General features: G+C 34.9%; 17 protein-coding genes. 13 read left to right on the top strand and 4 right to left on the bottom strand.

Annotation, left to right across the window (positions count from 1 at the left end; all coding sequences use genetic code 11):
- The first annotated feature begins 131 nt into the window (after positions 1-131).
- Positions 132-548, top strand: coding sequence for an ATP-binding protein (locus VB798_RS14840; protein ID WP_323259659.1), 417 nt, complete (start codon positions 132-134; stop codon positions 546-548).
- The gene (locus VB798_RS14845) at positions 533-1,306 is read left to right on the top strand and encodes an AAA family ATPase (protein WP_323259661.1); all 774 of its coding nucleotides are present in this window, start codon (positions 533-535) and stop codon (positions 1,304-1,306) included. Before VB798_RS14840 ends, VB798_RS14845 begins: the two co-directional genes overlap by 16 nt.
- Before the next feature lie 191 nt (positions 1,307-1,497).
- On the opposite strand, the gene VB798_RS14850 is transcribed toward VB798_RS14845, so the two are convergent.
- Both VB798_RS14850 and VB798_RS14855 read right to left on the bottom strand, forming a co-directional pair.
- Entirely contained in the window at positions 1,498-2,433 is a 936-nt protein-coding gene (locus tag VB798_RS14850) for a hypothetical protein (RefSeq protein ID WP_323259663.1), read from the bottom strand.
- A gap of 82 nt (positions 2,434-2,515) precedes the next feature.
- Positions 2,516-2,884, bottom strand: a complete 369-nt coding sequence (locus VB798_RS14855) for a winged helix-turn-helix transcriptional regulator (protein ID WP_323259665.1) — start codon at positions 2,882-2,884, stop codon at positions 2,516-2,518.
- A 123-nt stretch (positions 2,885-3,007) separates the two neighbouring features.
- Here VB798_RS14855 and VB798_RS14860 point away from each other — a divergent pair, with 123 nt between their 5' ends.
- The 4 genes from VB798_RS14860 to VB798_RS14875 all read left to right on the top strand — a co-directional run bounded on the left by VB798_RS14860 (position 3,008) and on the right by VB798_RS14875 (position 6,176).
- The gene (locus VB798_RS14860; RefSeq protein ID WP_323259667.1) at positions 3,008-3,802 is read left to right on the top strand and encodes an SDR family oxidoreductase; all 795 of its coding nucleotides are present in this window, start codon (positions 3,008-3,010) and stop codon (positions 3,800-3,802) included.
- Positions 3,803-3,821: 19 nt separating this feature from the next.
- Positions 3,822-4,139, top strand: a complete 318-nt coding sequence (locus VB798_RS14865; RefSeq protein ID WP_323259668.1) for a nuclear transport factor 2 family protein — start codon at positions 3,822-3,824, stop codon at positions 4,137-4,139.
- Between the two features lie 118 nt (positions 4,140-4,257).
- Entirely contained in the window at positions 4,258-5,088 is an 831-nt protein-coding gene (locus VB798_RS14870) for a helix-turn-helix domain-containing protein (protein WP_323259670.1), read from the top strand.
- 185 nt (positions 5,089-5,273) lie between these two features.
- Positions 5,274-6,176: an alpha/beta fold hydrolase gene (locus VB798_RS14875; RefSeq protein WP_323259672.1), complete on the top strand. Its 903-nt coding sequence runs from the start codon at positions 5,274-5,276 to the stop codon at positions 6,174-6,176.
- A 514-nt stretch (positions 6,177-6,690) separates the two neighbouring features.
- Here the strand turns inward: VB798_RS14875 and VB798_RS14880 are convergent.
- Positions 6,691-7,428 carry an NUDIX hydrolase gene (locus VB798_RS14880; RefSeq protein WP_323259673.1) on the bottom strand — a complete coding sequence of 246 codons (738 nt, stop codon included), beginning with the start codon at positions 7,426-7,428 and terminating at the stop codon, positions 6,691-6,693.
- 668 nt (positions 7,429-8,096) lie between these two features.
- On the opposite strand from VB798_RS14880, the gene VB798_RS14885 reads away from it, so the two are divergent.
- The 7 genes from VB798_RS14885 to VB798_RS14915 all read left to right on the top strand — a co-directional run bounded on the left by VB798_RS14885 (position 8,097) and on the right by VB798_RS14915 (position 21,732).
- On the top strand, positions 8,097-8,477 hold the full coding sequence (locus VB798_RS14885; RefSeq protein ID WP_323259675.1) for a hypothetical protein: 381 nt from the start codon (positions 8,097-8,099) through the stop codon (positions 8,475-8,477).
- Between the two features lie 171 nt (positions 8,478-8,648).
- The gene (locus tag VB798_RS14890; RefSeq protein ID WP_323259677.1) at positions 8,649-11,579 is read left to right on the top strand and encodes a TonB-dependent receptor; all 2,931 of its coding nucleotides are present in this window, start codon (positions 8,649-8,651) and stop codon (positions 11,577-11,579) included.
- A 140-nt stretch (positions 11,580-11,719) separates the two neighbouring features.
- Entirely contained in the window at positions 11,720-14,170 is a 2,451-nt protein-coding gene (locus tag VB798_RS14895; protein WP_323259679.1) for a glycoside hydrolase family 2 TIM barrel-domain containing protein, read from the top strand.
- Positions 14,171-14,236: 66 nt separating this feature from the next.
- Positions 14,237-15,979, top strand: coding sequence for a TolB-like translocation protein (locus VB798_RS14900; protein ID WP_323259681.1), 1,743 nt, complete (start codon positions 14,237-14,239; stop codon positions 15,977-15,979).
- A gap of 117 nt (positions 15,980-16,096) precedes the next feature.
- Positions 16,097-17,605 (top strand): glycosyl hydrolase family 79 N-terminal domain-containing protein, encoded by a 1,509-nt coding sequence (locus VB798_RS14905; protein ID WP_323259682.1) that lies wholly within the window; start codon positions 16,097-16,099, stop codon positions 17,603-17,605.
- Between the two features lie 46 nt (positions 17,606-17,651).
- Positions 17,652-20,918, top strand: a complete 3,267-nt coding sequence (locus VB798_RS14910) for a glycosyl hydrolase (protein WP_323259683.1) — start codon at positions 17,652-17,654, stop codon at positions 20,916-20,918.
- Between the two features lie 4 nt (positions 20,919-20,922).
- The gene (locus VB798_RS14915) at positions 20,923-21,732 is read left to right on the top strand and encodes an SDR family NAD(P)-dependent oxidoreductase (RefSeq protein ID WP_323259685.1); all 810 of its coding nucleotides are present in this window, start codon (positions 20,923-20,925) and stop codon (positions 21,730-21,732) included.
- 130 nt (positions 21,733-21,862) lie between these two features.
- On the opposite strand, the gene VB798_RS14920 is transcribed toward VB798_RS14915, so the two are convergent.
- Complete coding sequence (locus VB798_RS14920; protein ID WP_323259687.1) at positions 21,863-22,336, bottom strand: DUF1281 family ferredoxin-like fold protein; 474 nt, start codon at positions 22,334-22,336, stop codon at positions 21,863-21,865.
- Positions 22,337-22,551: the final 215 nt, after the last annotated feature.

The following is a 22,551-nucleotide window of genomic DNA, read 5'->3' on the forward strand; positions in this document are numbered from 1 at the left end:
TTAATTTTTGGCTAAAAAAATAACAATTAACAGCCAAAATGCTTTATTTTTATTGCTTTTGGCTATCAATGAAAGTAAAGACGATGAAATTAATAGGTAGAGTTAGAGAAATTCAAAAAATTGACAGATTAATGAGTTCTACTCAATCAGAATTTTTGGCAATTTATGGTAGAAGAAGGGTAGGAAAAACGTTTTTAATTAGAGATTACTTCAAAAACGAGTTTGACTTTTACGCAACGGGTCTTGCCAAAGGTAATACCAAACAGCAGTTGACGAATTTTACTATTTTTATCAATAACTACTTCTCTGGTTCTCATGTTGTTCCTGCCAATTGGTTAGAGGCTTTCAACCTTTTAATCAAAGAATTAGAGCAGAAAAAAACAACTTCAAAGAAGATAATATTCATTGCCGAAATGCCGTGGATGGATACTAAAAAGTCTGATTTTATGATGGGCTTGAGTTTTTTTGGAATGCTTGGGCAAGTGGCAGAACTGACGTTTTACTTGTCGTTTGCGGTTCAGCGGATTATTGAATGCTTAATAATTTAATTAAAAATACTGGAGGATTATATAACCGAGTAACTGAAAGAATTAAACTTGAACCATTCAATTTACAAGAAACTAAAAGTTATTTTGCTCAGAAAAATATTGTTTTAGACCATTATCAAATCATTCAATTATATATGGTAATGGGTGGAATTCCTTATTACTTAGACCAAGTAGAGGCGGGGAAGAGTGCCATGCAAAATATTGAAGATTTGTGTTTTAGAAATGATGGAAAACTTAAAACAGAGTTTAGCTATATCTTTTCTTCTTTATTTAGAGATGCCGAAAAACATGAATTAATCTTAAAAACACTTTTTGAAAAGGGTGGGGCTTTGAACAGAGAAGAATTAGTAAAATACACAAACATTGCCTCTGGCGGTACAATGACCAAAACTTTAAATGAATTAGAAGAAAGTGGGTTTATTGCTAAGTTTCCTAAGTTTGGATTAAAATTGGCTAACTCGGGTTATTGTATTTCAGATTTTTATACACTTTTCTATTTTCGATTTATTGATAAGGCTGGTAAATATGAGCCCAATATTTGGTTGAATAAAATAGATAATCCAGCTTTTAGAACATGGTCGAGACTTGCTTTTGAGCAAGTTTATTTTGCTCATATTCCACAGATTAAAAGAGCATTGAATATTGGAGGGGTAGCCAGCGAAATATACTCTTGGCGAACGAAAGGAGAGAGGGAAACGAAAGGTAGTCAAATAGATTTAGTAATTGATCGAAGAGATTTAGTGATATCTGTTAAGTAAGGGTAAATAAGGGCTAAAAATATGATTTCAATCAAACGAACATGGATATATTAGAAAAACTTTTTTTGATTTTCTTCTACTCTTATCAATTGGTTAGAAGAAGCGTTTGAATTGGGAATAGACACACTATGACTATTTATGCAACTTTTAGCGAGAAAAGACAAACTAAAGATAACCGCCACTTTTCCATTTTATACTTTAGTTGTCTTATCGGTATGGTAAAAAAAGCGGAGTTGCTTTACTCTCTTTTTTACTAATTTATTCTTCATCGGTTCAAATGTTGCTATGACCTTATCTTTTTCTCTAATATAAATTACGAATGGTTGATTTAGTTTATTGGTCAGATGGTAAATAGACAAAAGTTCTGCGATATCTTCATGCCATGAAGCCATTCCATAAAGTGATGGAAACGGGGTTTTCTTGAGTCTACTGTATATTTCTGATGCAGATGAAATTGGCTGAATTTTGCCACTTCTGAAGCGTGTTTTTTCTAGTAATGGATTAGTAAACTTTGCCACTGGTGTATTCATTTTACTCCATATATCTTTAGTAAATGCTGTAGGTATAACCAAAGAGTCTTTTTTGTCTAGGTGTGGCGCAAGGTTTAAAATGGCATCTACAACATGTGTAGCCTCATGCAATAAAACATATTGGATGGCATCTAATTTCCCCGCATCTATGAGTATTTCGAATCCTGAATTTTCAGGATTGTTAAAAATGGTTTTTTCTTTCCATGTTGCCCACTCAGAAATTGTTTCGTTTAGAATACCTGCTCGAAAAGTAATATTAAATTGTTTTGTAGAATCAGCCGTTTCAACTGGCGAAGTCAGTGCTGTATTTGGCATATTGTCCATAAAACTAATACTCTGTAAATGCTCTCTCAGTACTTTTTTATACAATGGAGGTAATATCGCAAAGGCTTGTTCTACTTTCTCTTTTTCAAGGGCTGTCAATACATGGTTTGATGGCTCCATTCCAGCTTCAATAAACATTTTAAAAACACTTTCTGGAGCTATCAAAATACGATTTGCTGGATATTTACTTCCATCACTTTTGATGGACTGAGCTGTAAGTTTATTCAATAATAAAGAGAAAAAAAGTACAATAATTAGGTTTTTCTTGAGCATATAAATGTTGTTTTTAATTACAGAGGATAAGACTTCAGAGGTATTCAGTATAAATTTAAAAGGTAAAATAGCGATTTAAAAACTACTGACTTTCTAAATCTAAGCGTTTTAAAATAACCGACCGTAAATGTTCTTCATTTTTATCTCCCCATTGCCCCAAAGCTGAAAGTACAGGAATCAAGGTCTGACCAAATTCGGTAAGACTATATTCTACCTTTGGCGGAACGACTGGATATATTTTTTTCGTAACCAAGTCGTGATCTTCTAATTCTTTCAATTGAATATTTAAAACCCTTCTGGAAGCATCAGGTATTTTGCGTTGAAGTTCACTTGGACGTTGATGCCCTTGATTGATAAACCACAACAAACGGATTTTCCATTTGCCATAAAGCACTTCGCCAATCAAATCCAAACCACAATTTAGGTTCGGTAAAATTTTCCTTTCATACATAAAACAAATTTAAACCACAGTTCCAAACTGTGCAATAGGGGAAAAATTTATCCCTATGTGAATCGTATTTCCGTAATTGCTTTATATCAATGTACAGCTGAAATTTGCTCAAAAAAACAACTAATGGAACAAGAATTTAATTTCAATAATGAATTATCAGGCAAGATTGCTTTGGTAACAGGCGGAACAAAGGGTGCTGGAAGAGCCATTGCAGAAAGGCTTTTACAAGCTGGTGCAACGGTTATTATTACCGCAAGAAATGTACCCGAAAAAGAAAACCGTGCTTTGCATTTTATCCCTGCCGATTTAAGCAAGGCAGAAGATGCACAAAAAGTAGTCAGCGAAGTGCTATCGATTTATGGGAGACTAGATATTCTTGTGAACAACCTTGGTTCTTCAGTAACTCCTGCTGGTGGTTTTGCTGTATTAACTGATGATGATTGGGAATCAACCCTACAAGCTAATTTGCTTGCTCCTGTTCGACTAGACAGAGGATTTTTACCACAAATGTTAGCTAATAAAAGTGGTGTTATTATTCACATAGCTTCTATTCAGGGTAAACTACCACTATATGATTCCACATTGCCCTATGCAGCCGCAAAGGCAGGATTGATTAATTATAGCAAAAGTTTATCAAATGAAGTTACACCAAAAGGAGTTCGTGTACTAACTGTTTCACCAGGATGGATAAATACAACAGCATCGGAAGCTTGGTTGGGCGAGATTGCAAGAAATGCAAATAGCACCGTAGAAGAAGCTCAGCAAAGTGTCATGGACGCTTTGGGGGGAATTCCTTTCGGTCGCCCAGCCCAACCCGAAGAAGTGGCCGAATTTGTTGGCTTTTTGGTTTCACCAAGAGCCAATTATTTAACAGGAACAAATTATGTAATAGATGGCGGCACAGTACCAACTATTTAATCATCTAAAAATCAAGAATATGAACTTACCAAATGTAATTGCAGATTTAACCAATGCACAAAACAATTTCGACAGTGTGGCTTATGCCAATTGTTTTTCAGAAACTGCTGTAGTTTTTGACGAAGGAAAAACCCACAATGGAAAAACGGAAATCAAACAATGGATTAAAAAAGCCAATGATGAATATCAAGCCGTTATGAAACCTTTAGAATATTCTGCAACAGAAGAAATACTAAAAGCTGAAGTTTCAGGCAACTTCCCCGGAAGTCCCATTGTTTTAACATATCATTTTCAATTAAAAGACAGACTTATTGAGTCGTTGAAAATAACAGGCTGACAAATGAGGGTAGCTAACAACTGCGTTTTTTGTGGCTGCAAGTCAAAGAGGCTGTAGTGTACTTTAGCTTTTAAAACCTTATTTGTTTTTATACCTTTATGGCTGATATGTATTCAATATGATTAAGCAATTTAACTACAAACAATTTGGGAGTATCGACTTGGCTGTGTATGACAACACAGCCAAGTCGATTAACACCATAGAAGACCACATAAAAATCATCTTTATACCTCAAAAATATGGGATTAAAGTTGACTTTCAAGAATTTAGTCTGCCACATGATGCCTTACTATTTGTGAATCCCCAAGTAGTAATACAGCCATTGAAAATAGACTTAGCAGGAGCTGAATTAATTCATTTTAACAGAGATTTTTACTGCATAGAAATCCACGACCAAGAAGTAGCTTGCGATGGTATTTTGTACAATAATGTTTTTGAAGTTCCATTTATTGAATTAGATGAAAATCAATCGAAGGATATTCAGAAAATTATCACTGACATAAAATCTGAAATGCAATCGCAAGATGCCAGTACAGAAGAAATGCTCAGGATTTTATTAAAGCTAATTATTTTAAAATCGACAAGAATTTGGAAGCAACAGCATCAGTTAGCTGAAACTGAACAACATTTAGATGTTCAGTTTTTGAGGAAATTCAGTAAATTGGTCGAACAGCATTACAAAACACATCATACTGTGGCAGATTACGCTGATATGCTATCCATCACTCCAAAAAACCTAAGCAAAAAAATAGGTTTACTCAGTAAAGATACTCCTAACGATATCATCAAAAATCGGATAATCTTAGAAAGTAAACGCCTGTTGGCTCATACTTCACTATCAGTTAAAGAAATTGCTTATAGTTTAAATTATGAAGACGATGCCTATTTTGTCCGATTTTTTACTAAAAATACGGGAACATCTCCAACATCATTTCGAAAGCAATTCTGACTTTTTGAATCGATTAATTGATAAGCATGAAGCTCAATTCATGCTTTTTTTATTTCTATATTTTCATTTTCAATGATTAGGGCAAAAAGTGCAATTCAAGGCGAAGTCCGTCCATTGATGGGCTTCGCTATTTGGAAGAACTTTGCATCATCAAAATAATCATAAACAATTTAATTATTAACAAAATGAAAAAGTCAGTTTTAGCAATCGCAATTTTAGTTTCTCTTTTTACTAACAACCTAATGGCCCAAAACAAAAGAGTGCCAGCTTCGGAAGGCCGAGCAGAGTACATAGAAGTAGAAAAAAATGTACGCCTACATGTAACTGACCTTGGGAATGGCAAACCTATCGTCTTAGTTCACGGCTGGCCATTAAGCGATGCCATGTATGAATATCAATACCAATATTTGGTTCAGAAAGGATTTAGAGTTATTGGTATTACATTACGAGGTTTTGGAAAGTCAGACAAACCATTTGGAGCTTATAATTATGATGTGTATGCTGATGATATTAAAGTTGTTTTAGACCAATTGGGTATCAAAAATGCAACATTGGGAGGTTTCTCAATGGGAGGTGCAATATCATTACATTATGTTGCCAGACACAACGCCGCTCATGTGAGTAAACTTGCCTTGTTTGGAGCTGCGGCACCTGTTTGGACTAAAAGAGCCGACTTTGCCATTGGATTTACTAAGGATCAAGTAAATGAACTCATTGATTTGAGCCGTACCAATAGACCTCAATTATTAGAGAATTTCGGTAAAATATTTGCCGCCTCTGAAACATCTGTATCAGCTGGAATGGGAAATTGGTTGGGAGGAATCAATCTGGAAGCATCTCCTTATGCAACAACACAAAGTCTAATCGCTTTGAGAGACACTGACTTACGTCCAGAATTGAGTAAAATAACGATACCAGTAGCTATTTTCCACGGAGTGAAAGATAAAATCTGTGACTTTGCTTTGGCTACAGAAATGCAAAAGGGTCTTAAGAATTCGACTATCATTCGATTTGAAAATAGTGGACACGGCTTATTTATTGAAGAAATGGGAAAGTTCAACATTGAATTAGAGAAATTTGCGAAATAATAAAGAGGTTGTTTTTCCTTAATTGAGGTTTAGAACAAAGGTGTCTTGCCTTGAAATAGCGATACAGGATTTATAGTGATTTAAGATACAAATTTTAGTTTATAACATTCATGTACTCTCTCTAAAAAATATTTAACTATAGATAATCTTTGACATCATGTTCTTGAGCCTTTTAGTTCAAAGTAAGATTACTTATTACCAACATTAATTAGATAGTCTGAACATTAGTCATCGTAATCATTTTTTCTTACTCAAAAGATTTGAGCAACTATGTCTCAATTAAGGTGAATTAAAACGTATTTTAGCATAATCTTAAAAAGGAAACGTTATGCTAAAATACGTTTTATGAATTTGCTATTACCTTAACACTAATATTTTAGTAATATCCAAAGGAAAATTAAAAATCCATAGATTTTACAGTTATCAACTCTTTTTCTTGAGTTTTCAATTTCAAAATCTTTTGTAGTTAATTTTTAGGGAGGGTGGAGAAATATGTTTTTGTTAATTACACTTGCTAACTTTTAAATTTATATAAGTATGGTGCTTTATTTTTTGCACCTGTATATTTTTTTTCAAGCCTTTCTAATACATTCAATTCTAATATTTTCTTCTGAAAATTAGTCCTTACGAACTCTTTTTCATAAATAGTTTCATACAACTCCTGTATTTCTTTAATCGTAAACGTTTCTGGAAGTAGTTTAAATGCACTTATTTTTTCGTCTAAATCTACTCTTAGAGCATTTCTTGCTTCTATAACAATTTGTTTATGATCCATAATCATTTCAGGTATGTCCTTTATATTGAACCAACTAATAGATTGGTCTAATGAGCTTTTTTGTGGCACAACTTTGTTAATGTCCACTAAAGCATAATATCCAATAGAAATAAATCTTTTAGTAAACCATTCATGTTCTCTGGTAGCCATATTTTGATCACTCACAATATCAGGATTGAGTGCCGTTAACTTATCAAGGAAAGCTGTGCTATTTCTTTTAGCTTGTCCAAATACCTGAAATTGCTCTAAATATACATTTTCAAGTCCTGTTCTTTCATGAAGAATTCTTTTTGCGGCATCATCTACATCTTCGTCTTGAAAGACAAATCCACTTGGTAGTGCAAAAAAATCCCCATTAAATATTAGTTTAGGAACTAATACTTTTATCTCTTTATTAGAATACCCCAGAATAACACAATCAATGGTTATTTGATGAATATAATTTAGTTTACTTGGGGCATAATTTTTTAATTCCATGAAGTTTTAAATGTTTTATTTATATGAATGAATTGGAGTAATCTCTATCAATTCATCTAAGTTAGATACTAGTTTTTGACTAATTACACACTATTAGTGTATGTATTTTTTGTTTTTGAATATTAATAAGTATTCAAAAACAAAAATTCCATCATTAAATGATTATCAAACTGCATTTCAGTTTGATGGTGATATCGCACAAAATTACACTTATTTAGATTTTTTTTCTTGTCGTCATTTTAATGCCTTTCCTACTCAAGATATGACTCTCTGATTCTTGTAAAAATCCTTATGCTTACAAATGTATTAAAAAAATAAAATTTATAGTATAAAAAATATACAATATGATTTTTTTTTATAATTTTGTCATGGAATAATTAAATAAATGATGAAATGACTGTGCATGTATTCAAATAAGTCTATACCTAATTAGGTATAGCTAGTACTCATACAAATGTTTTACAATTGAGTTTCATATTTCAGTTGATACTAAATATGACTACGTATATTGTTAAGAGTAGGCTAATGAGTGGGCTGAGATTTTGACAAAGTACAACTCACACAAAGGATGCCTTTCGGCAGAAGATACAGTTGGTGCTTTGCTTTGAAAAGGAATTTATGCTTAAATAATTTTTGTAATCAATTTTTAACTTTAACTAATCAAAACAATGAACAAATCAATTATTATTTTATTGACTTTATTCTTCGGAATAACCCTTAATGGCTTATCTCAAAGCACTACTCCCAAAGATTTTTTTGTAGGGAAATGGGAATTTACAGTTATGGGAACGCCTAATGGAGATGCTAAATTTTCAACCAATTTAATTCGTAAGGATGGAAAATTAACAGGAGAACTATCTGATCCAACTAACCCAACCAAAGAAAAAATTGCTATTACTAAAATTGAAGATAGCGCTGACAAAATCACAATCTACTTCACTTCAAGTGGTTATGATGTAAACTTGGAAATGTCTAAAACTGATGAAAACACCTTAAAAGGAAGTATGATGGGAATGTTTGATGCTAAAGGTATAAGATTAAAAGAATAGTATAAACTATCCTAGATTAAAATATCGAGTACAAATTAAATAGTGTTTAGTGTTAAAAAAATTAGTCAATGGTCAAAATAACCATTGACTAATTCTGAGTGTGGGTATGGCCACTCACACTCAGAGTAAAATGTTTCATTTCGATTTCCCTAAAACAAAACATACAAAAATATGAAGAAAAATTATTACTCGTATGTACAAACCTTCAGATTATCATTTTTTCAAGGATTAGTACTATTAGGTACTGCATTTGTGCCTAACGTAGTTCAAGCATCAGTTGGACTTACGGCAATTAAGTATGAGAAAAAAATCAGTGTTTCCATCACAGGAACTATTATTGGCGAGAAAAAAGAACCTGTAGTAGGAGCAACGATTATGGTGAAAGGAACAAAACAGGGTGTAATTACAGATTTATCTGGTCATTTTAAAATAGAAGTGACAGACCCCAACAGTACTCTTGTCATCTCTTCTGTCGGTTATGTAACAAAGGAGGTTACTTTATCAGGTAGAACTTCCTTGACAATCGAACTTCTCGAAGATGTTGATGCTTTAGAAGAAGTTGTTGTAACAGGAGTATTCGACAAACGTAGCCGTATGGAGTCATCTGTTGCCATTTCTGTGTTGAATACAAGACAAATACAGATGCAAGCCCCACTTAGTGCGGCAGATTTACTAAAAAATATATCAGGAGTTTTTGTCAATTCAGCCCCCGGAGAAATCCGTAATACTGTTACTTCTCGTGGAGTGACAACAGGAGGAATTGATGGCTCAAGTGGTTATTATTATGTTTCAATGCAAGAAGACGGCTTGCCTGTATTTAATGGAACTTTTGGGACTTTTGGTCCAGATTACTTTTTGCGCTCTGATATCACTATTGGGAAACTTGAAGCAGTAAAAGGTGGTACAGCTTCTATTTTAGGCAACAATGCCCCTGGAGGAATCTTTAACTACGTATCAAAGACAGGAGGAACTGAATTTGCGGGCGAAGTAAGGGGCAAATATGGTTTAGAGGGAAATGGCATAAACCCTTACTATCGTTTCGAAGCAAATTTTGGTGGACCTTTATCAAAAGATAAGACCTTAACGTATAATATTGGGGGGTTCTGGAGACAAAATGATGGGGCAAGATATCCGGGTTATCCAATGAATGAAGGTGGACAAGTAAAGGCAAACGTAGTAAAACATTTTAAAAACAGTTCAGTAAAGTTTTATGCAAAATATTTGAACGATAGAAATACATGGTTTGAATATTTACCAACTGTAGGCTTTACGAATCCTCAGTTAGTACCAGGGTTTGAGCAAACCAACTCTGTGATGATTCCACCTGTTACGGCTGAATACACAATCAATGATACAGGTGAAAAACAGACCTTTGATTCAAGGGATAAAATTCATTCTAAAGAGCTATCTTTTTCATTGAATTATGATTTACATTTTGGAAAAGGATGGACTTTTGAAAATAAATTCAAATATTCTGATAAATCATCTTTTTGGAATGCTACTTCTGTTCCTTATCCTATTGCAGTGGATAATGTGATTTTTTATGGATTAAATAATTTAGCTGGAAAATTTGGCACTTATGATTTCAATGATTTAGCTACTGGACGGAATTTATTAAAGGTAAATCAAGGGCTAAATTTCGTTAATGGTGTACCCGCAGGAATTAAATTTAGTGTATTGAATGGAAGTTTGCCGGGTGCTAATGCTTCTCCTAATTCTTTAATTTTCAATCCATTAGTTGTCTTTGATAATAAAGGAAATGAATTTATAGAAAATGCTACTTTATCTAGAAAAATTAACCACATGAGTTTTACGGGTGGTATTTTTTATAGTGTTTCAGATATTAGCCGTAAAAATCCAAGTGGAGTAGGTACAATGTATAATCAAATGACTTCTCCACGTATAAGCCCTACAGCTATTACCTACACAGATGCTAAAGGAGTGGTTTACCAAGTCACAAATCCGGATGGTATAACTGGAGGAATGGGAAGAAGTGTTGCAACATCCATTTTTAATGTTACACAAAATCAATTAGCAACTTTCTTTGGACATAACTGGGAAATTTCACCAAAATTGAACTTGGATTGGGGAGTACGCTATGAAACAATTCGTGTAAAAGGAACAAACCAAATAGCTACTCAATTTGCAGCAACAGATGGCGGTACAGATAAAAACCCTTTAACATTATATGATAACTACTCTGCTAAAATTACAAAAAAGTATTCTTATGATAAACCTATTGAAACATTCTCGTTTTCTGGAGGATTAAATTATAGGTTTAATGATGGTCTAGCTATTTACGGTCGTTATTCGCAAGGAAGTAAATCGCCAGATTTAAGCATGTTCTTGAATGTAAGTGCTACTGCTGATGAGCGTTTTATTAACCCAATTGCACAGAAAATACAACAAGTTGAGGCTGGTATTAAACTGAAAAAAGGCAATGCAAGCTTATTTATCACGCCATTTTATAGCTTGTTAAGTAATGTTCCTCAACAAGTTCAAGGACAAGAAACTGCCGATGTATCAACACTTTATGTTACGCCAGTTGTGTATAATAAATACCAAACACAGGGAATTGAATTTGAATCAAATTATGCTTTTACGAAGAAATTCAGCGTAAGAGCAGTGGCAACATTTCAAAAATCAGTCGCTCTTGATTATGGTACTTGGGACTTAGGAGCGAATGGGAATGCAGATGACAAAGTTGTTTATTATTCAGGTAATGAAACCGATAATAATGCAAGAGTGATATTACGAGTATCGCCATCATATACGACAGGTAAATTATTTGCTTCAATAGATTGGTCTTATATGGGTAGTAGAATGGCAAATGTTGCAAATACATTTAAACTACCTTCATTCAATCAGTCAAATCTAAACGTAGGCTATACAGTTAACAAAAACATTTCATTACAAGCCAATATTAATAATCTCTTTAATCAAAATGGTGTAATGTCATGGTCTGCTCCTGGTTCATTCCCAGCATCATTGAATACCCAAGGCTTTACAAAGGCGAACTTAGAGGCTAATCCTAATGCCGTGTATTATACACTAAGTTTACCTCCAAGAGCTTATTTTTTAACACTCAGTTACAAATTTTAACGTGGGTAATTTAAAGGACATGATATGAAGTATCAGTATCATGTCCTTTACTCAAAATTCACACGTAAAACTGTTCCTATTTTATATAAACCATTACACCAGTTATCGTCTTTTCAAAATCTAATTAAACAGTTTAAGAAATGGTATCAAATAAAAACTTAGGGGCTATTATAGGAGGATCTATAGCGCCATTCTTATTTTTATTTCATTCATCCTTGGCACAAGGAGGGAACAAAATAATTGAGTCAAGAAGAAATATTCCTTTTGATAGTGATTGGCTTTTTAGTAAAGATAAAGTTGCTAATGCCCAGCAAATTGCATTCAACGATACTCAATGGCGAAAATTAGATATTCCACATGATTGGAGTATCGAAGATTTGCCAAATCAAAAAAAGGATACTATTATTGGTCCTTTCGATAGAAAAAGTATGGGGTCTATTTTCACAGGATTTACCAAAGGAGGCACGGCTTGGTATCGGAAAAAGTTTAAAACAGACAAAGTATTTCAAAACAAGCAAGTAAGTATTTATTTCGATGGCATTTATATGAACTCGGATGTTTGGTTAAATGGACATTATTTGGGAAATCATCCGAATGGATATACTCCTTTTTATTATGATTTAACGCCTTATCTAAATCCACTTGGTCAAGAAAATGTACTGGCTGTACAAGTAAGAAATGAAGGAATGAATTCTCGCTGGTATAGCGGTTCGGGTATTTATCGACATGCTTCACTGATTGTAACCGATCCAACACATATTGCTACGTGGGGCGTTTATGTAACTACACCTTTGATAGACAAGCAAAAGGCTACAGTGAAAATACACACAACTATTATTAATGAAAGACAAAATCCTCAAAGTTTGAGTTTGGTTTCCAAAATCGTAGCTCCAAATGGAAAAATAGTTGGTCAAGCAACTCAAAAAATAAATACAAAGAGTCCAACGGATCAACAAATAATTGTCAGTAATCCTAATTTATGGACACTCGAAGCACCTACGCTTTATACGCTCATTTCCGAAATTAAAGAAAGTAATAAAACAATTGACCGAGTAGAAACACCTTTTGGAATCAGAAGTATTCATGTAGATGCACAAAACGGATTTACCTTAAACGGTAAAAGAGTTTTATTGAAAGGAGGCTGTGTTCATCACGATAATGGTCCTTTGGGTGCGGCGGCTATTGATCGTGCAGAGGAACGAAAAATAGAAATTCTTAAAAAGAATGGCTTTAATGCCATACGCCTAAGCCATAATCCGCCCTCAAAACAATTTCTTGATATTTGTGATAGATTGGGAATGTTGGTAATAGACGAGGCTTTTGACGCATGGGAAAAAGCTAAATTGCCGCATGATAGTCATACATTTTTTAAAGATTGGTGGCAAAAAGATTTAGATGCGATGCTTCTTCGAGATAGAAATCATCCTTCTATTATTATGTGGAGTATTGGAAATGAGATTCCTGAAAGAGTAGATAGCTTACAAACCGCAAAAAAATTAGTTGATAGAGTCCATTTAATAGACCCTACTCGCCCAGTAACAGAAGCACTTTGCAAATTTTGGGATAAACCTACTTATAAATGGGACACAACCGCTAATGCTTTCGCTCTTTTAGATGTTGGTGGCTATAATTACGAATGGCAAAGGTATGAAGCTGACCATGAAAAATATCCTAATAGAATTATGGTAGGGTCGGAGTCTCTCCCTAAAGATGCTTTAGAAAACTGGAATTTAGTAGAAAAACACCCTTATATCATTGGAGATTTTGTTTGGACGGCTTTTGATTATCTCGGAGAAGCCTCAACAGGTAATGCAACTTACGATAAAATGGAAAAGAAAGTAAGGCTATTGAAGTATCCTTGGTTTAATGCTTGGTGTGGAGATATCGATTTGGTAGGCAACAAAAAGCCACAATCTTATTACAGAGATGTTGTTTGGAGAAACAGCCCTATCGAAATGGCAGTACATGAACCCATTGCTGAAGGTATGGTCGAAAATATAAGTGATTGGGGATGGCCTTTAGAGAAACAAAGCTGGTCATGGCATGGTGCAGAAGGTAAACCATTGCAAGTAAGAGTATTTTCAAGGGCTTCATTTGTGCGTTTATATCTGAATAACCAACTTATTGATGAACAAAAAATAGCCCCCAATAGTATTACGGCAAGATTTCAAGTGCCTTATCAAACTGGTACACTCAAAGCTGTAAATGTTGAAAATGGTATTGAAACCCAAAGTGTTGTATTAAAAACGGTAGGAACAGCCAATAAAATTCGCTTAACAGCCGACCGCACTAAAATTAAAGCGAGCAGAAACGATTTGTCTTTTGTTGCAGTCGAAATCGTAGATGAAAATAATCAAGTTGTACCAACTGCCAATGTGCCGATTCAATTCTCAATCAGTGGCGAAGGTGAATTGGCTGGTGTAGGTAGTGCAAGTCCAACCGAAATGGCAAGTTTTCAGCAACCTAAGCGAAATACTACTAATGGAAAATGCTTGGCGATACTTAGGCCTACAGGTAAAAAGGGGAATATTATTTTGAAAGCATACTCAAACGGGCTAACGGCTGCTCAAATCGTTATTAGTACTCAATGAAATAAAACACGCTTTACTTTCACTATAAATGTTATTATGTCTTCAAATAATAAAATCATGGGAAAAATGAGTTTTAAACTTTTTATAAGTTCAACGATAATTACAATCGTTTTACAGGTGCATTTTAATGTACTCTCACAAAGTATGAATTTTGATTCTAAAAAATTGGGAACAAATACACCCAAAAATTATTCTATTGCTCCCAAACTTCCGAAACCGCCAAAACCCGAGGCATTTGAGGTAACAACCATTCCTATACCTAGTGAGGTATCCGAAGTATCATTAGTAAATTATTTGCCTGATAATGAACATCTAATAATGGATGTAACCATGAAAGGTAAACATGAATCAGATTTGGCAGTAATGAAAGAAGATGGTAGCGGGTTTAAATGCCTTACTTGTCATTTGAATCAACCAATTGGTGATGAAATGCCTGTTCCACTGCCTGATGGCAAAAGAGTTTACACGCCTAGAGGAATTTTAGAGTGTAGCCCTTCGATTGTAGATTGTAAGGAGGCTAAAATATTGCCTTTAGTTTTTCCAGAGATTCCTGGAGCCAGATTTCTTGCACGTATTGCTACCAATATGTCACAAGATGGTATTCATGTAGCATATACCTTGATTACTACCAGACCTACTTCTCTTGTATTAGTGAGTGAATTGACCAGAGTTTCTGACCAAAAAGGAGAAAGGTATGAACTTACTAAGACAAGAGTTATAGCAGGTGATAAAACTCTGGAAACGGATTCATCCTATTTTAGACCTTATTTTTATGGCAATGGTGAAGTGAAAAGTTTTACGGATATGGGGCGCTATCTAAGCACTATTACAACTTTTGAAGCAAATAACTACGACATCTGTAAAATTGACCTTAAAACAGGTGATGTAAGTCGTTTTACTCGTCATTTTAGTTATGACGAAGGTGTTTACCCCTCACCAGATGGCAAGTGGATAATTTTTCAAACACAAAGACATCATAATCGAATGGATGCTTTTGGTTTAATACCTCGTCCCTTAATAGCTGGTACAAGCCTAAGTGCTGGAGTTGCAGAGTATCGAAATCAATGGGTAGCCCCTCATAGGGAGGGTAAAAATGGCAACGGAAGACATAGAAGATTTTATGGACTTACTATGACTGACCAATTTGGTGATAGAAATCGTTTGCCAGAAAAAGGTTACACAGGTCAAAACCTAACTGTAGCAAAGGATAATTTAAGTGAATACAATCATTTTGGCAACTTCGCTTGGCATAAAAGTAGTACAAAAGGTGTTTTTTGGGAACAAAAAGACCATTGGCAATTAAAAGAAGGTGAACAACTTGGTCGTTTGAGATTAATCAAATTTATTTCAAGAAAGCCAACTAATCCACTACCAGTATATACACCAACATTGGATTGGGCATTGAAATTAGAAGACTTAAAACCAATGGTAAATACGAATATACCAACAGAAGGGATACTCAAAGGCAAAGTGTCGGGCTATGCTAATATAAATTTGGATACTTCAAATCCAAAAGAGCCGATGTTCAAAATAGAATATTTCAACTTTACTGATGATGGCGAATACGTTTTGAATGGCAATGAGAAAAGAAATGCACCGAACCCAAATGATCCATTTTCAAGGACTTCACACTGGTTTGCTGATTTAAAAGTAAGTGGTAAGCACAAAGGGTTTTTGAAAGTTGATAATGTGTGGTTTTATCCAGATAAAATAGGGTCGGGGACTATCAAGGCACAATTAGATAATCGTAAAGTAGATGTTGATTTAGCAAAAGGGCTACCAACTGGTGTTCCCGGTGAGCTAAGATAGAGTGATAGTTGTAATAAGGTAAATAGGTTCTTCACTTCTTTGGTGATTTTTTAAATAAAAATATCAAACAGGTAGAATACAAATAAGTACTAGAATGTCTTTTAAATAATGAAAATCATGAAAAAAATACTCCTTTTTTGGGTTTTTGCTTTACTTGGTGGAAATGTCTTTGCACAGCAAAACGCTCCACAAAACAAAATTAATTTGAAAGATATGAGCTTTATCGGAAAGGTAGATGAGCGGTATCAATCATTCAATATAGAAATGTGTGAGGTTATTGGTGGCGATTTCTGGATCCCCTACAATTTGGTAGATTCTGTCAGAAAACACTCTGATAGAAAGGGGATTGATGCCTTGAAATGGAAAATTGAACCAATAAATCTATACGAAAAAAAAATACGAAATCTTGCTGCTGGATTAGGACCAACCTATGTAAGAGTAAGCGGTACTTGGGCAAATGCCATTTTTTTTCAAAACAACGATGGACCTAAGTTAAGTAGCCCGCCCAAAGGGTTTAAAAATATACTTACTCGTCAACAATGGAAGGGCGTAGTAGATTTTTGTAAAGCAGTTGATGGAAAACTCGTGACATCATTTCCTATCAGTGAGGGTATGCGAGACGAGTCTGGAAAGTGGCAACCAACACAAGTAAAATCAATTATTGATTATACCAATTCAGTGGGTGGTGATATTCACGCTGCCGAATTTTTCAATGAGCCTTCTCACGCCATTCATGGCGATGCACCTAAAGGATATAACGGGGAGATTTTCGCCAAAGAATTCGCTCTTTTTAAGGACTTTGCAAGTACTTATGCCCCTAAAATGAGAATTATTGGTCCAGGGTCAAGCACCGAAGGTGGTATTATTCCTGCTGGATTAGACTTTCCGATTGATGAATTATTATCACATACACCAAAACCAAGTTTTGAAGTATTTACATACCACTATTACGGTAATATCTCAAAGCGTTGTTTAGGAGGGCAAAAAGTAGAAAATGCCTTATCACCAGATTGGTTAAAAAGAACTGAAAAGGGACTGGAATTTTATCAAAATGCCAGAGATAAATATATGCCTAATACGCCCATTTGGCTAACTGAAACTGCCGAGACTGCTTGTGGTGGTAATCCTTGGGCAGCTACCTATATTGATAGTTTCAGATATTTAGACCAAATGGGGCGACTAGCCAAAAAGGGCGTTCAAGTAGTCATGCACAATACGCTTGCAAGAAGTGAATATGGTTTGTTAGACCATGATACTCATAATCCTCGCCCAAATTATTGGGCAGCTCATCTTTGGAATAAACTCATGGGAAACCAAGTGTATGATGCAGGAAATTCAGAAACAGGAGTATATACTTATGCTCATAATCTGAAAAATAAATCAAAAGGCAAAACAGTAATGATACTGAATACCAATAAAACAGCAACCTCTGTAAGTATTCCTGCTGATGCAAAACAATATTTACTTACTGCCGATGAATTGGTAACTAAAAAAGTTAGCCTAAACGGGAAAGTATTGAAGTTGACTGCAAATGATGAATTACCTGAAATAGAAGGCAAAACAGTAAAAAAGGGAATCGTTGAGTTACCTGCTTATAGTATTATGTTCCTGACTTTTAGTAAATAAGACAGTCTTTTTGGTGCAAAAAAACCATGATTTTAAATTGAAAAACATGAAAAAAATTATCTTTGGAATTCTCCTAATTCCTAGTCTTACATTTGCCCAAAGCCCGCAATTGAAAGATTTCCAAACACCACCCAATGCCGCCAAACCAAGAGTTTGGTGGCATTGGATGAATGGTAATATCACCAAAGAGGGCATAAAAAAAGACCTTGAATGGTTTGAAAAAACAGGAATTGGAGGTTTTCAGAATTTTGATGCTAATTTACTTACTCCCGTAATTGTACCCAAAAAATTGGTTTTCATGACTCCCGAATGGAAAGATGCCTTCAAATTCACTACTGAATTAGCTAACCAAAAAGGCTTAGAAATGGCCATTGCAGGCTCACCGGGTTGGAGTGTAACAGGAGGCCCTTGGGTAAAACCAGAAGATGCCATGAAAAAATATGTATGGACAGAAACCAGAGTTGAAGGGGGGAAAAACATATCATTAAATTTACCAAAACCGTCAGATATTGCAGGTAAATTCCAATCTTCTCCATACAAATCAGAATCATTTTTTAGTAAATATGTAGGCGACAAACCTATATTTTATCGTGATGCGATGGTCATTGCATTTCGTTTACCTCAAAATGATAAATCGTTTACTGATTTTACACCAAAAGTAAGTTCTAGTGGTGGAGCATTCAATTTCAAGAATCTTACCGATGGTGATTTGGGGAATCCAACAATGCTCCCTCCAATGGCAGTTGGCGAAGATATGTGGGTTCAATATGAATTTGATTCTCCCAAAACATTCAAAGCGGCTTCTATTACTGGAGCAATCACAAGAGGTTCGTCAGATTTTAATGGTGTAGCCCTCAATCGTTCGATAAAAGTGAGTGACGATGGTATTAATTTTAAAGAAATTGCGGCTTTTACAAGCAGTATTGTCCCATTCAATACGATAAGCTTTCCTGCAACCACAGCCAAATATTGGAGAATAGCCTATAAAACATTACCACCACCTATGAATGTGATGGCTGCAATGTCTGGTGGAAATCCAAAGGTAGAAAAACCAGATGGAGTTGAAGTTTCAGAATTTATCCTTTACAATACTGACAGAATCGACCAAGCCGAAGACAAGGCAGGTTTTACGCCTTGGAGAGAAGAAAATAACATGATAAAAGGGGGGCAAGGAGTAATGCAAGATGTGATTTCGACCGAAGATGTGATAGATTTAACTAATAAAATGCTACCAGATGGAACATTGAATTGGCAAGCTCCAGCAGGAAATTGGGGAATTATCCGTTTTGGATACTCTCTTACGGGTCGTCAAAATCATCCAGCATCACCAGAAGCAACAGGTTTAGAAGTAGATAAACTCGACAGAGACGCTGTTAGAAAATACATCAATACCTACTTAGATATGTACAAAGATGCAACGGGTGGAATGATGGGTGAAAAAGGCTTGCAATACATGGTCTTGGATAGCTACGAAGCTGGTCACATGAACTGGACAAAAGCATTTCCTGAAGAATTCAAAAAACGCCGTGGATATGATATGATAACTTGGATGCCTGTTTTGATTGGTCGTATTATGAAAAATACCGAAGCAAGCGAAAAATTCCTTTGGGATTTTCGTAAAACGATTGGTGAAATGATAGTTGAAAATCATTATGAAGTAATTGGCGAAGAATTGTCTAAAAGAGGAATGAAGCGTTATACCGAATCGCACGAAAATGGACGTATATTTTTGGCCGATGGAATGGATGTAAAACGTAATGCTGAGATTCCGATGTCTGCGATGTGGACTCCTGGTAGTTTACAATCAGGTGGAAATGAAGAAGTACGAAGCGAAGCCGATATTCGTGAATCAGCCTCAGTAGCCAATATTTATGGAAAATCTATAGTTGCAGCAGAATCAATGACGGCAATTCAAAATGCTTTTTCATGGCATCCAGAAAAATTAAAGCGCACCGCAGATCTTGAGATGGCTTCTGGATTGAACCGTTTTGTAATTCATACTTCTGTTCATCAACCACTTGACGATAGGAAACCAGGTTTTTCACTTGGGCCATTCGGACAGTATTTTACTCGTCAAGAAACATGGGCAGGAGCAGGAGCAAAAGCTTGGATGGATTATTTGGGTCGAAGCTCATATATGCTTCAACAAGGTAAAAACGTTGCCGATATCCTTTATTATTATGGAGAAAACACCAATATCACGTGGATTTGTAGAGAGAAACTACCCAATATTCCTACTGGATTTGAATTTGATTTTGTGAATACATCTGCTTTACTCAACGCCATACAAGCAAAAAACGGCGAGTTAATCGCTAAAAGCGGAAATACGTACAAGGTGTTGATATTAGATGAATCAGCAAAGTACATGACACTACCAGTGCTGAAAAAAATCAAATCGTTGGTAGATAATGGAGTAAAGATAATAGGAACAAAACCCGAAAAATCACCAAGTTTAACGGATAACGAATCAGATTTCAAGAAATTGGCTGATGAAATTTGGTCGAAAACAAATGTTACAGCGTTTGATAAAATCAATTTAAAACCTGATGTAATAATTAGCAGTACAAAAAATAAAATACTTTACCGTCATCGTCAGAGTTCCGACCAAGATATTTATTGGTTAAATAATCGTGGAGAAGAGTCAACTAATACAGAAGTAAGTTTTAAGGTAAGTGGAAAAATACCAGCATTGTGGAATCCTCAAACGGGAAAAACAGAAAAAATTTCTTATAAAATAGTAGATGGGCGAACTATTATACCATTGAAATTTGAATCTTGGGACGCATATTTTATAATTTTCAAAGGTAAAACAGCAGCAAAGAGTTACACGAAAACAGCAAGTAAAGAAAGTTTGGTTACACCCTTAACAGGTACTTGGAAGGCAAATTTCAATAACAAAATTATTGATTTTGAAGAACTTACCTCTTGGTCTGAAAATCCAGATGCAGATGTTAAGTATTTCTCGGGAACTGCTACTTATGAAAACACTTTTACGCTCAGCAACCCTGATAAATCAGGAAATTATATCATTGATTTGGGTGATGTAAAGCATATCGCTGAAGTAATTATTAATGGTAAAAATGTGGGTACAGCATGGAAGAAGCCTTTTAAACTGGATATTTCAGAAGCTGTAAAGACTGGCAAAAATACCATCCAAATCAAGGTTTCAAATCTTTGGGTAAATCGTTTGATTGGCGATGCCCAACCCAATGCCAAGAAAACTACTTTTACTACAATCCCATTTTACAGAAAGGACGCTCAATTGTTACCTTCAGGTTTATTAGCTCCAATTAAAATCTATTTTAACAAATAAAAAAATGCAAATAGCAAATAAAACCATTGTACTAACAGGTGCTGGTAGTGGAATAGGAAGAGAATTAGCCCTACAATTAATCAAAAAACAAGCTAATGTGGTAGGTGTTGATATAAACTTAAATTCACTTTTAGAAACCCAGAAAATAGCAGGTGTTGGCGATGATAGATTTAAGGTTTTTACCCTTGATATTACTAATAAAGAAAAAGTTGATGCCTTGCCAAATGAGGTTATCAAGCACTTTGGTTCAGTAGATGGAATTATTAATAATGCAGGAATTATTCAAAAATTTATTCCAGTAAACGATTTGAACATTGAAGAGATTAACCGAGTTATCAACGTCAATTTTTATGGAACGGTTTATTTAACCAAAGCCTTTTTACCTCATTTCTTAGAGCGTCCAGAAGCACACATTGTTAATATTTCGAGTATGGGAGGTTTTATTCCTTTTCCACGACAAACTATTTATGGAGCTGCTAAAGCTGCGGTGAAAATATTTACAGAAGGACTGTATGCAGAACTGAAAGATACCAACGTAAAGGTTACAGTTGTACATCCAGGGGCAATCGCAACAAACATTACAGAGAATTCTGGACTTGGAAAACCCAAAATTGAAGCTAATTCGCAACAAACAAAATTAGCTTTACCAGCTTCAAAAGCTGCTGAAATAATTATTCGAGCAATAGAATGCGACAAATACAGAGTAACCGTTGGAAAAGATGCCATGATTTTGGATTTACTTTATCGCCTAAATCCAAAGTTAGCGACCAATTTCATAGGAAAAATGATGAAAAAAACTTTGAAAGATATGTAATTGAGGGGATTAGTTTGCTTCTTGTTGCTGTTCCGGTTGTAATGTGTCAAAAACTGTTGTTTCAGGCTCCACCTCATAATAACTTAAAGGTTTGTTCCATTAAGGCAACAAACCTTTAAAGCCATTACTGTCAGAAAGATAGTTTTCGTTCGAGAAGTATTTCCAATATCTCGTATTCTATTTCATAGACTTCTCCTTCAAAATGATAAGTATCAGTTTCTTCGTCAAAAGAATACAAATCCAATTCTTCGTCGCTTAAACACACATCGTCTAGTATTGCATTTTGATAACTTGCTTTACCGTATATACCGTTGCCCATTTCCTCATAGTCATGAATGAAGTTCAATAGATACCTTTCTGCTATCGTTCTTAATATTTCGGAATTGGGTGCCCATTTTGTCTCATACTGAAATATGCCTTCGTCTCCCTCGTTCCAATAGATATTGAAAAAATAACCTCCGTTAGTATTGTCTGTAAAGTCGGGCAGTTGCCCTTGTCTTGTTTTCTCTTCGTTTGCTTTCATTGCTTCGAAAAGCTGTTGTATCTGTTTGATTGCTTCGATACTTCCCTCGAAAGTAACCATATTACTGCACCAGTTTGCCATATTTTATGTTGTTTACTTTGATGTGATTTGATTTGATTTATTTAGATTTATTCGGCAATGAGAGGTGGTGCTGTTTCGTTTCACTTTATTGCCATTTTCAATGCTGTATTTTTTCATGTCTGACATTTTTTTTATTCGTGTAAAGAGTCGGAGTATGCTTTGTTTCGTTTCAGGAGCATAAAAGGTTAGTGTTTAGCAGGAACAAGGTTTTACCA

This window comes from Arcicella lustrica, assembly GCF_034930985.1.
Classification (GTDB): domain Bacteria; phylum Bacteroidota; class Bacteroidia; order Cytophagales; family Spirosomataceae; genus Arcicella; species Arcicella lustrica.

Coding starts and splice junctions, on each gene's coding strand:
- VB798_RS14840 (WP_323259659.1), top strand. CDS start 132: ATGAGTTCTACTCAATCAGAATTTTTGGCAATTTATGGTAGAAGAAGG.
- VB798_RS14845 (WP_323259661.1), top strand. CDS start 533: ATGCTTAATAATTTAATTAAAAATACTGGAGGATTATATAACCGAGTA.
- VB798_RS14850 (WP_323259663.1), bottom strand. CDS start 2,433: ATGCTCAAGAAAAACCTAATTATTGTACTTTTTTTCTCTTTATTATTG.
- VB798_RS14855 (WP_323259665.1), bottom strand. CDS start 2,884: ATGTATGAAAGGAAAATTTTACCGAACCTAAATTGTGGTTTGGATTTG.
- VB798_RS14860 (WP_323259667.1), top strand. CDS start 3,008: ATGGAACAAGAATTTAATTTCAATAATGAATTATCAGGCAAGATTGCT.
- VB798_RS14865 (WP_323259668.1), top strand. CDS start 3,822: ATGAACTTACCAAATGTAATTGCAGATTTAACCAATGCACAAAACAAT.
- VB798_RS14870 (WP_323259670.1), top strand. CDS start 4,258: ATGATTAAGCAATTTAACTACAAACAATTTGGGAGTATCGACTTGGCT.
- VB798_RS14875 (WP_323259672.1), top strand. CDS start 5,274: ATGAAAAAGTCAGTTTTAGCAATCGCAATTTTAGTTTCTCTTTTTACT.
- VB798_RS14880 (WP_323259673.1), bottom strand. CDS start 7,428: ATGGAATTAAAAAATTATGCCCCAAGTAAACTAAATTATATTCATCAA.
- VB798_RS14885 (WP_323259675.1), top strand. CDS start 8,097: ATGAACAAATCAATTATTATTTTATTGACTTTATTCTTCGGAATAACC.
- VB798_RS14890 (WP_323259677.1), top strand. CDS start 8,649: ATGAAGAAAAATTATTACTCGTATGTACAAACCTTCAGATTATCATTT.
- VB798_RS14895 (WP_323259679.1), top strand. CDS start 11,720: ATGGTATCAAATAAAAACTTAGGGGCTATTATAGGAGGATCTATAGCG.
- VB798_RS14900 (WP_323259681.1), top strand. CDS start 14,237: ATGAGTTTTAAACTTTTTATAAGTTCAACGATAATTACAATCGTTTTA.
- VB798_RS14905 (WP_323259682.1), top strand. CDS start 16,097: ATGAAAAAAATACTCCTTTTTTGGGTTTTTGCTTTACTTGGTGGAAAT.
- VB798_RS14910 (WP_323259683.1), top strand. CDS start 17,652: ATGAAAAAAATTATCTTTGGAATTCTCCTAATTCCTAGTCTTACATTT.
- VB798_RS14915 (WP_323259685.1), top strand. CDS start 20,923: ATGCAAATAGCAAATAAAACCATTGTACTAACAGGTGCTGGTAGTGGA.
- VB798_RS14920 (WP_323259687.1), bottom strand. CDS start 22,336: ATGGCAAACTGGTGCAGTAATATGGTTACTTTCGAGGGAAGTATCGAA.